This is a genomic window from Alteromonas sp. ABH4_456 (assembly GCF_056160645.1).
This window is the reverse complement of sequence record NZ_JBSWXO010000003.1, coordinates 319,389-331,068: the sequence shown is the minus strand read 5'-3', so window position 1 is coordinate 331,068 and position 11,680 is coordinate 319,389. Positions and strand designations below refer to the sequence as shown.

At 49.8% G+C, this 11,680-nt stretch carries 9 protein-coding genes; 4 read left to right on the top strand and 5 right to left on the bottom strand.

The features are described 5' to 3' along the window. From apaG to ACXAG2_RS06735, 4 genes are all read left to right on the top strand, one after another. A complete protein-coding gene (apaG, locus tag ACXAG2_RS06750) occupies positions 1-378 on the top strand; it encodes a Co2+/Mg2+ efflux protein ApaG (protein ID WP_474865382.1) in 378 nt (125 codons plus the stop codon). Positions 379-424: 46 nt separating this feature from the next. Next, positions 425-1,240, top strand: a complete 816-nt coding sequence (locus ACXAG2_RS06745) for a symmetrical bis(5'-nucleosyl)-tetraphosphatase (RefSeq protein ID WP_474865379.1) — start codon at positions 425-427, stop codon at positions 1,238-1,240. A 241-nt stretch (positions 1,241-1,481) separates the two neighbouring features. Further along, positions 1,482-3,506: a methyl-accepting chemotaxis protein gene (locus ACXAG2_RS06740; RefSeq protein WP_474865377.1), complete on the top strand. Its 2,025-nt coding sequence runs from the start codon at positions 1,482-1,484 to the stop codon at positions 3,504-3,506. A 132-nt stretch (positions 3,507-3,638) separates the two neighbouring features. Continuing rightward, on the top strand, positions 3,639-5,261 hold the full coding sequence (locus tag ACXAG2_RS06735; protein WP_474865375.1) for a sensor domain-containing diguanylate cyclase: 1,623 nt from the start codon (positions 3,639-3,641) through the stop codon (positions 5,259-5,261). Here ACXAG2_RS06735 and ACXAG2_RS06730 read toward each other — a convergent pair. The 5 genes from ACXAG2_RS06730 to acnB form a co-directional block, all read right to left on the bottom strand. Beyond that, complete coding sequence (locus tag ACXAG2_RS06730; RefSeq protein WP_474852396.1) at positions 5,215-6,159, bottom strand: DMT family transporter; 945 nt, start codon at positions 6,157-6,159, stop codon at positions 5,215-5,217. The genes ACXAG2_RS06735 and ACXAG2_RS06730 overlap by 47 nt on opposite strands. Positions 6,160-6,269: 110 nt before the next feature. Continuing rightward, on the bottom strand, positions 6,270-6,977 hold the full coding sequence (locus ACXAG2_RS06725; RefSeq protein ID WP_474865372.1) for a helix-turn-helix domain-containing protein: 708 nt from the start codon (positions 6,975-6,977) through the stop codon (positions 6,270-6,272). 39 nt (positions 6,978-7,016) lie between these two features. Continuing rightward, on the bottom strand, positions 7,017-8,366 hold the full coding sequence (lysC, locus tag ACXAG2_RS06720; RefSeq protein WP_474852394.1) for a lysine-sensitive aspartokinase 3: 1,350 nt from the start codon (positions 8,364-8,366) through the stop codon (positions 7,017-7,019). A gap of 33 nt (positions 8,367-8,399) precedes the next feature. After that, on the bottom strand, positions 8,400-8,849 hold the full coding sequence (locus ACXAG2_RS06715) for a DUF192 domain-containing protein (protein WP_442858450.1): 450 nt from the start codon (positions 8,847-8,849) through the stop codon (positions 8,400-8,402). Positions 8,850-8,916: 67 nt separating this feature from the next. Then, positions 8,917-11,529 carry a bifunctional aconitate hydratase 2/2-methylisocitrate dehydratase gene (acnB, locus tag ACXAG2_RS06710; protein WP_474865370.1) on the bottom strand — a complete coding sequence of 871 codons (2,613 nt, stop codon included), beginning with the start codon at positions 11,527-11,529 and terminating at the stop codon, positions 8,917-8,919. Between the last annotated feature and the right edge of the window lie 151 nt (positions 11,530-11,680).

Here is an 11,680-nt window from a genome sequence, read left to right as displayed (position 1 = left end):
ATGCAGGCATCGTCAGGCATTATCGTCTCCGTTTCCACACGGCACCTGCCGGATCACCCGGCCAGCGGGCCTGACAAATACGCCTTTGCTTACCACATTACTATCCGTAACCACAGTGATGCCCGCGTTCAGTTGCTGAACCGCTACTGGCTTATCACCGACGGTAACGGTAAGAATACTGAAGTTCAGGGTGAAGGAGTTGTTGGCAAAAAGCCCCATATCGACCCGGCAAGTGAATATCAGTATACCAGTGGCGCATTACTGGATACGCCGGTGGGCAGTATGCAGGGCCATTACGAAATGGAAGATGAAAACGGTCAGCGTTTTCGTGTGCCCATTCATATATTCAGCTTAAGTGTGCCGAACGCGCTCAACTAGCTGATATACCGGCACATGCCCGTAATCAATAAGACAGGATGCTGCCATGAGTGAATCACAGACTCTCGTTATCGGGGATATTCAGGGCTGCTTCGGTGGCCTGATGGCCCTTTTAGAAAAAGCCGGTTTTGATGAGCAAAGAGATACACTTCTTGCGGTGGGTGATGTGCTCGCGCGGGGAGAAGACTCCCATGCCACGGTAAAATACCTGATGGATCTCGGCGACCGCTTTCGTACGGTGCTGGGTAATCACGACCTGCACTTCCTGGCCGTATCTCAGGGCATTAAAAAGGCCAAAAAAAGCGATCGCATTGACCCGCTGTTAAATAGCAAAAAACTGGGCGACTATGTTGACTGGTTTCGTCAGTTCCCGCTGGCCCTGGCTGTCAGCGAAAACACCACGATGGTTCACGCCGGGCTTTATCCCGGCTGGTCTCCCGCCCAATTACTCGCTTACAGTGATGAAATCAGTACGGTTCTCAAAGGAAGCTGCTGGAAAACGTTGCTGGAAAATATGTATGGCAATGGTCCTTTCGAATGGAAAGACACACTGAAAGGTGTACAGAGGCAGCGGTTTATTATCAACGCCTGTACCCGCATGCGTTTTATACAGGATCAGAAATATCTCGATTTTGCCTGTAAGCATCACCCAGATGACGCTCCGGCCAACCTCACACCCTGGTTTTCTATCCCCAACCCTGCATTAAGCGCTGAACAACGCATCATTTTCGGACACTGGGCGGCACTTGAGGGAGAAACCGGTTCAAAACAAATCACCGGGCTTGATACCGGCTACGTATGGGGCAATACCCTGACAGCGCTGCGACTGGAAACTAATGAACTGGTTAGTGTATCAGCCTGAATACCTCAGAAACTGGCAAGATACGTTGGTTTATACGATAGTTATGGCTCTTACGTGCAAAATCTGTTTACAATCACTTTAAACCGCAACAATTCCGACTAAAGTATAGGAATATTTTGTCGATAAAAACTTGCGGAGAGTAACTAAAAGATGGCAGGTCATGTCACGTCCTTAATATCAGTCATAAAGAACACAACTGATAGACCACAACAATAAATAAAACTGTGTTTCAGGAGTTCGGATGAAAATCACGGTAGCAATGCGTATTATCGGCGGATTTATTACTATAAGTCTGTTGTTAATTATTATTAGTGTGTCGTCACTCATTAACCTCAACTCTGTGGGATCAGCGGTTGATGAGGTTAACCGGGTCGCGGTACCTACCCTTTCAAGCAGCAACTCATTAAAAGCGAGTTTTCTGAATATGAGCCGGGTCACCTTCGAAGCTTATATCGAAGAGCAGGTCACCGGTCTGGAAAACAAATATGCACGGTTTACCGACAGCAAAGCCGACTTTGATGCTGAATTGAAAGCGCTGAATACTGTGCTGTCGGATGACAGTGCCATGCAGAGCAGTCTGACCGGTGTCCGTGAATCTTATAATGAATACGTGACTAACGTCGAAGCCATGTACAGCAATCACCGTCAGTCTATGGAAATGCGTAATGCCATTTTCGACAAAGTTGGTGATGTGGAAGACAATGCTGACGACGCCTCTACCTACCTGCTGGATTTCTCTGAATCTGATGCAGTCGCTGCAAACCGCGCCCTTCAGCAGGCTTCAGATATCGGTGGAGAGCTGGAGAGCACTCTGCTTGGTCTTATTACCGTTGCTAACGAATATGCCAAGACCCAGACACTGGTGCGGGCACAGGTACTGGGTAATGAAGTAGAACTCACCGTGGGTAAAGTCCGAGAACTCATGAACAACATGCAGGCGACGGCAGCCGGCAGTGATAGCTCAGGTACGCTGGATGAAATATCAGGCCTGGTTGACGACGCCATTGATGCCATCACAGGTTCAGACGGTGTGCTGCAGTTACAAAAAGCGCGTCTGGAATTCCGCAATGCCGCCGAACAGGCATTGGCCCGTTCTGACAAAAATGGTCAGGAAGGTATCGCTGCTCTGGAAGCCTTACTTAAGCAGGCCGATCAGAAAGCAGATGATATAGATGAGCAGGTATCTTCGAAAGTTACCTCAGGTAATACCATCGTTATCATTGTCGCTCTTGCATCGCTTGCAGCAGCCATTGTTATCGGATACTGGACCGTGATTGCCATTACCCGTCCGTTAAACCGCGTGAACGAACTGCTGACGGTAGCATCTTCCGGTGATTTAACCCGCCATCTGGATGACACTGCTGAGGACGAATTTGGTCAGTTAGCGAAGAATTGTAACAAGCTGATTGCCAACCTGAAGTCATTAATCACCGGTATCAATACCCGTGCAGAGCAACTGGCTGCAGCTTCTGAGCAAACATCAACGGTAACAACGCAAACGACCCATTCTATTCAGAATCAGAAGTCGCAAATCGCCCAGGTGGCAACAGCAACGACAGAGATGCACAGCACTTCTCAACTGGTCAGTCAGAGTGCGGAAGACACGCTGAACGAAATCCGCCACGCGGACAGCGAAGCCGAAAAAGTGCGTACTATTTCACTGGAAAACAAACGCACTATTGAAGTACTTGCCCAGGACGTTCAGCAAGCCGCTGAAGTTATCAATAAACTGCATCAGGACAGTGCAAGCATCGGTGGTATTCTGGATGTTATCCGTGGTGTTGCTGACCAGACCAACCTGCTTGCTCTGAACGCAGCTATTGAGGCTGCCCGTGCCGGTGAGCAGGGTCGTGGCTTCGCAGTTGTTGCTGACGAGGTGCGTACACTTGCTTCACGCACGCAGCAATCGACGCAGGAAATTAATTCTATGATCGAAATGCTGCAGGCAGGAGCAGAAAAAGCCGTGTCAGTCATGAATCAGGGTAAAGAGCAGACGGCTGTGTGTGTTGAACAAACAGATAATGCAACGAAAGCGCTGGACGTGATTTCAGATGCGGTTCGCAAGGCTTATGATGTCAGTACGCAAATTGAGCAGTCAGCCCGCGAACAGAACACAGTTTCCCAGGAAATCAGTGAAAAACTGGAAACCATCGTCGGCATTGCTGAAGAAACCACTATCGGTGCACAGCAAACGTCTGAGTCCAGCTCAGAGGTGGCCCGTCTGGCTGAAGAACTGCAGCAATCTATCCGACAGTTTAAAGTGTAATTTTTCACATTTTTCAATGCAAAGGCGCGTCCGCAAGGACGCGCCTTTTTTATTTTCAGCCTGCCTTTCAGGCAAAGCTGCTGACAGCGTTTATACTGTAAATATGCAAAACGACCAATGCTGCCCCGACGAATGATTAAATTCAACACGCTGCGCACCCAGCTTATGCTGGGCATCCTTCTGGCGTGCCTGACTATTCTCACTGCTCAAGCGTTGATCCGCTATTACTACATCCTGCCAGTATTTGAAACGATGGCGCAGGAGGGGGATCGTCAGGACCTTGAAAGGGTTGCCTCTCAGGTTCGGCAGGAACTGGAGTCCCTGCACAAACTGGTCTACGACAGTGCCGTATGGGATGCAATGTATAACGCCGCCATGAACAAAGACAGTGACTGGTTTGAAGAAAATTATCTTATCCCCGAATCCTACCGGCGTATTCATATCAATGGCTGGTATCTTTATGACAGTAGCGGTGAATTAATCAGTGGCAGAAGTTATCGTGACGACGGCACAGAACTAGTGCCGGAGAACCTGTCATCTTCTACAAAATTGAATCTGAACAGAGCTGGTAATGAAGCAACGGCACAGCCATCTGCCCACACTCTTTTCACCCGCATTGCCGGGAATCCTGCGGTTGCAATTTTTCATCCCATGTTACCTTCTGATGAAAATGGCGAACCAGCCGGTACACTGGTGCTGTGGCGCTTTATCGATCAACAGTTTGTCGATTCACTTACGCCGGGTATGGCAGGTGACATTATCTTTCATTCGCAAAAAACTTTGCCTGATAACCCTGAAGCGTTTTCACTCAACGTTGCGTCCGGCAGCCCGGTGCATGCACAGCCATTTAAAGGCAGACTGTATCTGGTCATCAATAGTCTGCAGAACACTCCGCTTTTTGCTCTGTCTATCCAACCCAGACCAAGGCAATATGATGATTCATTGTTTGATGCCAGCCTCATTGCAGGCATTGTGATCACGCTGACTGTGATTGCAGTGTTCTATTTATGGGTAAACCGGCAACTTATCGCGCCGATAGCCAGTATTCACGATAACGTGAGCTTCGCTATGCGTAGCAGGGACTTTTCCCGTCAGACGCCATACAGAGGCCGTAATGAAGCTTTCCGGCTGGGTCGTAAACTCAATGAGATGTTCGCCCTGATAAATCATCAGCGCAACGAAGTTCTTCAGCATAACAAACAACTGGAAAAGATCAGCAATACCGATCCCCTGACAGGGCTTGCGAACCGGAGGCACCTGGACTGTTATTTCAGAAACCTCCCTCTGCCGGTCAGAGCAGGAGGCGGGAGTATTGCCGTTATCCTGGCCGATGTAGATTATTTCAAGCGTTATAACGACCACTATGGCCACGCAGGCGGTGACAAAGTATTAAAACAGGTTGCCGCGTTACTACGTAAAAATACACGCACCGGCACAGATATCGTTGTCCGTTACGGCGGAGAAGAATTTCTTATCGTGCTTCAGCAAACCTCTGCGCAGGGAGCTGTCAAGGTTGCAGAAACCTTACTGAACGAGATCAGACTGGGAAATATTCCCCATGAAAGCAGAGATGACAGTAAGCACATAATCACTGTGTCTGCCGGTATTGCCTGGCAAACAGAGGGGGAACCCCTGCTACCGGAAAAGTTGCTTAAGAAAGCAGACGACGCCCTGTACAGAGCGAAGTCATCGGGACGGGACTGCTTTATTACTGAGGATCAGACTGAAGCACCTCTGCGTGCCGGCGGCGCTTAGCTTTCCGTCCGCCCTTTATCATCTGCACAGAAATACAACCCGCAATAAGTCCAATGCCCACCCATCCGGTCAGTGAAAACCGTTCAGACAACATCCACACAGCCAATAATGTGGCGACCACCGGCTCAAGCAGCGTGATCAGCGTGGCAATACTTGCATCTATTTTTTGTAATCCGTATCCGAACAACAGATAGCCGCCAAACATAGGGATAAAAGCCATATACAGGGCAACCGTAATATTACCGGAAGAAGCGAGCAGATTATCTCCGGTAAAGAACAATGAGGGCAGCAGAAGACAGGAAGCAACACCAAATTGAACTGCCATGGCAACATCTGAACGCACGCCGTTGACTATCATACTTTTACCCGTCCATGAGTAGGCGGCATAGGTTAAGCCTGCCAACAATCCGAGCAGAATTCCCCATTCCCGTTGATCACCGGCTACAGCAGTTTCAGCGTGTGGCTTAGCCATGACCAGGCACAAGATCCCGGCAAACCCGAGCAAAAAACTCAGCATCCATTTTGCCTTTACAGGCCTGCCGTTAATAAACCGCTCCATTAAGACTGCGAAGCACGGAGCACTGGCAATGGATATGACTGTACCGATGGCGACGCCGGCCAGACGCATTGAAGAGTAAAAGGCCAGTGGATAGACGGCCACGCTAAGGCCTCCCCAGAAAACGTATTTAAACTGAGAAAACAATAAACCCCGTTGCCTGAGCAGCGGACCGGAGGATTTCAACAGCATCAGAAAACCGCCACCACCCGTTGCCACAGCGCCAATGGCGAGGGGGCTGACATCCGGCGCAAAGCTGGCGGCGGTCCCTGTGGTTCCCCATAAAAAACTGGCGATGATTATAGCCAGCACGCAGCGGAAGAGGTGTTGCTGTTCAGACATGAAAAATTTAATGAGTGATGAATTTAAAGACAGTATAAACAGGCGAATTGAAGAGCACTTTGCTGAAAGGACGCTTCATGGTGTTGCAAAGACGCAATTAAAGGCATTTATTATTGCAGCATTTTAGACGGGGGAAGTCCGAAATAGGCAGAGAAACGACGGCTGAAGGCAGAAAGGTCCTGATAACCGGCTTCTTCAGCCACCCGCTGTACCGGCATATCGGTATGAATAAGCAGTGCTCTCGCCTTCTCCATTCTTAATGCCGTGATATACCGTGCCGGCGTTTTCCCCGTTTGTGCCCTGAAAATCTTTTTGAACTGGGTCGCGCTCATGCACGCCACAGAAGCCAATTCCTCAATGGTGAGAGACTCACTGAGCCGGATTTCAATAAACTCCACCACATTCCTGATCCGGGGGTCTAATGCAACGCCCTGCTCCTGTTCTGCAAGCACTGCCAGAAAAGTTTGCAGCATCAGTGTTTCCACCTCACTGCTGACTCTGTGTTCAAGCTGAGTTGCGATAAAAGATAAAAGGGATGTCATGGGCTTACTGACAGCAAAAACGCTGGCAACTGCATCTGAGAGGTTATCGGGTAACTCGTGTAAGTCTGCCACAACAAACCGGGCCTGTTCTTCGGCAGTAAATATGTGCAGGGTGTTACGCCGGATCACTACGCATTCACCGGGTGCGACCTTACCCTTTATATCCCCTGCGGCAATATTGATAACACCACTGAGGGGCAGCACGAGCTGATGAAAGTCGTGACTGTGACCCGTTGTTTGCTTGCTGTAAGAACGGATTGAAAGGGAATCAGGCATGCATTAAAAATGGGCAGTCTGATGACTGCCCTCCTCTTATTATTCGAACAACTCTTTATGCAGTTTCTGCACAATGTCAGTGCTGTTCTCTTCGTTCACCAGGAACGACAAATTGTGGGGGTTTGCACCGAAACAAATCATCCGCAAATTGTAATCATGTACTGCCGCGAAAATACGGCTGGATACACCTTTCGCTGTTTGCATGTGATTGCCGACCACAGTAACCAGATCGAAACCTTTCTCAACGGTTACATCACAAATCGTTTCCAGCTCTGCAATGGTTTCTTTATTCAAACGGGATGCCACAGAGTTAGCCGGGTTATCCAGCGTGAATGACACAGAAATTTCTGAAGTCGTTACCAGATCTACGCTGAGTTTATGCTTGGCAATAATAGCAAAAACCTGTTGCAGGAAGCCCTGAGCATACATCATCTTCGGCGTTTTAACCGTTACCATCACCTGCTCTTTACGGCGGGTGATCGCACGGTACGGAGGCTCAACTTCGCAGTCGCGCATGATCCATGTGCCGCCTTTTTCAGGCTCTTTACTGGAACCCACGAACACTTTGATATCTTTACGCAGCGCCGGTTCCATAGTGGCCGGGTGAAGAACTTTGGCACCGAATGTGGCCATCTCTGCCGCTTCTTCAAAGCTCAGTTCAGGTAACGGATAGGCTGCAGAAACAATACGGGGATCCGTGGTGTAAACCCCCGTTACATCGGTCCAGATTTCGCAGGTATCAGCTTTCAGTGCTTCAGCCAGTAAGGCAGCCGTGAAATCTGAGCCTCCGCGACCCAATGTGGTTGTTTTGCCTTCTTCGTTGGCACCGACAAATCCCTGAGTCACTACGATTGCGTCTTTAATTTCCGGGCGCAGCAGTTGTTCAGCTAACTGCTCAATGTCTTCCAGTTGCGGAACCGCTTCCCCGAATTCACTGTCAGTACGCAGTACTTTACGCACATCAAAGTTCAGAGTAGCCGCCGACTGTTCTGCCAGAACCGCACTGAACAACAACGACGACATACGTTCGCCCATAGAGAGCAGCTGATCTTTTAAATCGTCGCGGTGCAAAATTTCTTCATGATTCGCCAGACCGCGAAGTTCTTCAAACAAGTCTTCCAGTTTGTCACTGACCGAATCTTTGTTTTTAATTTGTGCCAGCACAGCCATTTCGATGTCGATGATAGCCTGGCAGGTGTCCTTAATTTGCTCGCTGGTCAGCGCTGTGTGCGCAATGCTGACAAGGTGATTTGTTACGCCTGCCTGAGCACTGACGACAACAATGCGTGTCGCCTCATTGCCAGCCACGATTCTGGCGCAGTTTTGCATAGCCTGATAAGTAGCAACACTCGTACCACCAAATTTGGCGATATTAAGAGGATTCGTCACGGTATTCTCCGGTTTTCCCAACACGTTGATGTGTTAAATTTTGATACTAATGTGGTCGCCGACACGAACATTATTTGCCGCAAACCACCCTTGATTCATTTCCAGCGCGTACATCACCGCTTTCGATGCTCCCACAGACGTTAAGTCATGCGGCATCAGCGGTTTTATATCTGTAATCACGCCATTCCCGTCGATAAATGCCACATCCAGCGGTACAAATGTATTTTTCATCCACATACTGGCTTGCCTCACCGGCACAAACCTGAACAGCATGCCACAATCTTCGCATAAAGACTGGCGATACATGAGGCCACGTGCCCGTTGCTCTGGTGTGTTTGCAAACTCCACCGGCAGCGACTTACCTGCCACTTCAATGGCGGCAGTGTCAAATTCAACCGGCTCCTGCGCAGCACTCTGACATGCAGCAAGGGCAACACACAAGATAAGCAGGCAATTTCTCAGCACCATGAATGATTTCATTATTTCTTCCTTGCAAAGACAAAAAAAGCCGGGTCCCTGAGGTACCCGGCCCGATAGTTTATAACTCAAGTCAGGCAACATTCAATGTCGGAATGATCTTAGCCTTTGCATCCTCTTCTGCTTTCTTAAAGCTTTCCATCTTATCGAAGTTCAGATAGCGGTATACATCGGCTGCCATAGAGTCGATTTTACCGGCATATTCCATGTACTCTGCCGCCGTGGGGATCCGGCCGACAATCGCGCCGACAGCTGCCAGTTCAGCAGAAGTCAGGTATACGTTGGCGCCATCACCAAGACGGTTAGGGAAGTTACGGGTCGATGTAGACAGTACCGTGGCACCGGCATCAACACGCGCCTGGTTACCCATACACAGTGAACAGCCGGGCATTTCGGTACGAACACCCACGCGGCCGTAAATGTTGTAATAACCTTCCTCCATCAACTGGGCTTTATCCATCTTAGTGGGCGGAGAAATCCACAGGCGGGTTGGAATGGTTTTGTTGTACTGCTCCAGCAGTTTACCAGCGGCACGGAAGTGTCCGATGTTGGTCATACAGGATCCGATGAATACTTCGTCCACCTTGTCGCCGGCAACCTCAGACAGTGTTTTCGCATCGTCAGGGTCGTTCGGGCAGCACACGATGGGCTCTTTGATTTCTGACAGGTCGATTTCAATCACTTCTGCGTATTCAGCATCTGCGTCAGCACGCATCAGAGAAGGTGACGCCAGCCACTCTTCCATCTTCTGCGCACGACGCTCAAGCGTACGGGGATCGCCATAACCTTCGTTGATCATCCAGCGCAGCATGGTGATGTTAGACTTCAGGTACTCAGCGATAGACTCTTCAGACAGGTTGATAGTACAACCGGCAGCAGAACGTTCTGCAGAGGCATCAGACAGTTCAAAGGCCTGTTCTACCGTTAAGTCTTCCAGACCTTCAATCTCAAGGATGCGGCCGGAGAATGCGTTAATCTTACCTTTCTTCTCTACCGTCAGCAGGCCCTGCTTGATACCGTAAAGAGGAATCGCGTGTACCAGGTCGCGCAGAGTGATACCAGGCTGACGCTCGCCTTTGAAACGAACCAGGATTGACTCAGGCATATCCAGCGGCATCACACCGGTAGCCGCAGCAAAAGCAACCAGACCGGAACCCGCAGGGAAGGAAATTCCCAGAGGAAAACGGGTGTGCGAGTCGCCGCCGGTACCGACAGTGTCAGGCAGAAGCATACGGTTCAGCCAGCTATGAATGATACCGTCACCGGGACGCAGGGAGACACCACCGCGATTCATGATAAAGTCAGGCAGGGTGTGCTGAGTTTCGATGTCTACCGGCTTAGGATAAGCCGCGGTGTGACAGAAAGACTGCATGGTCAGGTCCGCCGTGAAGCCAAGACAGGCCAGGTCTTTCAGTTCGTCACGGGTCATCGGGCCTGTAGTATCCTGAGAACCCACAGTGGTCATTTTGGGTTCGCAGTAAGTACCCGGACGGATACCTTCCACGCCACAAGCTTTGCCAACCATTTTCTGTGCAAGGGAGAAGCCTTTACCTGTGTCTGCTGGTTGCTCCGGCTTACGGAAAAGATCAGAAGGCCCCATACCCAGCGCTTCGCGGGCACGCTCAGTCAAACCGCGACCGATGATGAGGTTAATACGGCCACCGGCACGTACCTCATCCAGAATTACCTTAGATTTGTAGCTGTACTCTGCCAGCACTTCGCCGGTTTCGTGATTAGTGATTTTGCCTTCGAAGGGATAGATGTCGATAACATCACCCATATTCATTTTTTCTACATCGGCTTCGAATACCAGTGCGCCGGCATCTTCCATGGTATTGAAGAAGATTGGTGCTACTTTAGAACCGATACAGACACCACCACCGCGCTTGTTAGGCACACCCGGCAGATCTTCACCGAAGAACCACAAAACAGAGTTGGTGGCTGACTTACGTGAGGAGCCGGTACCCACAACGTCACCGACGAAAGCGACCGGATAACCTTTGGCTTTTACCTCTTCGATTTGCTTCATCGGGCCTTTCACGCCGTGCTCTTCCGGTTCAAGACCGTCACGGGTCATTTTATAAGCCGCAAGGGCATGCAAAGGGATATCAGGTCGTGACCATGCATCCGGGGCCGGAGAAAGGTCGTCAGTATTGGTTTCGCCGGTAACTTTGAAGACAGAGTAAGTGATCTTGTCCTCCATTTGTTTACGGCCAGTAAACCACTCGCCTTCTGCCCATGATGTCATCACATCAGCAGCATATTCATTGCCCGCTTTACGCTTTTCATCCACATCATGGAAAGCATCAAACATCAGCAAGGTATGTTTAAGTTCTTTCGCCGCCAGCGGAGCCAGTTCTTTATCATCAAGCAGCTCTACCAGTGTAGCGATGTTATAACCGCCGTGCATGTTACCCAGCAGTTCAACCGCTTTTTCTTTATCAATAAGGGGACAGCTGTCTTCGCCTTTCGCAATGGCACTCAGAAAACCGGCCTTAACGTAAGCTGCTTCGTCAACGCCCGGAGGAACACGCTCAGAAATGAGTTCTAATAACGTCTCTTCTTCACCAGCAGGCGGATTTTTCAGTAAGTCGACCAGACCGGCAACCTGCTCCGGATTCAGGGGTTTAGGGGGGATGCCCTGAGCAGCACGTTCTTCAACATGTTTACGATATTCACTTAACACGATTGCTTCCTCCTTGTTACTCAGGCTGGAAGGATTCAACGGTCCTGAGCCTGACTACACGTTATCGACGCCGGAATTATATCGGCGCACAGTATAAAATAACACCGGACTGCACCCTTGTTACGCCTGTTACCACCATTCACAAAACTTA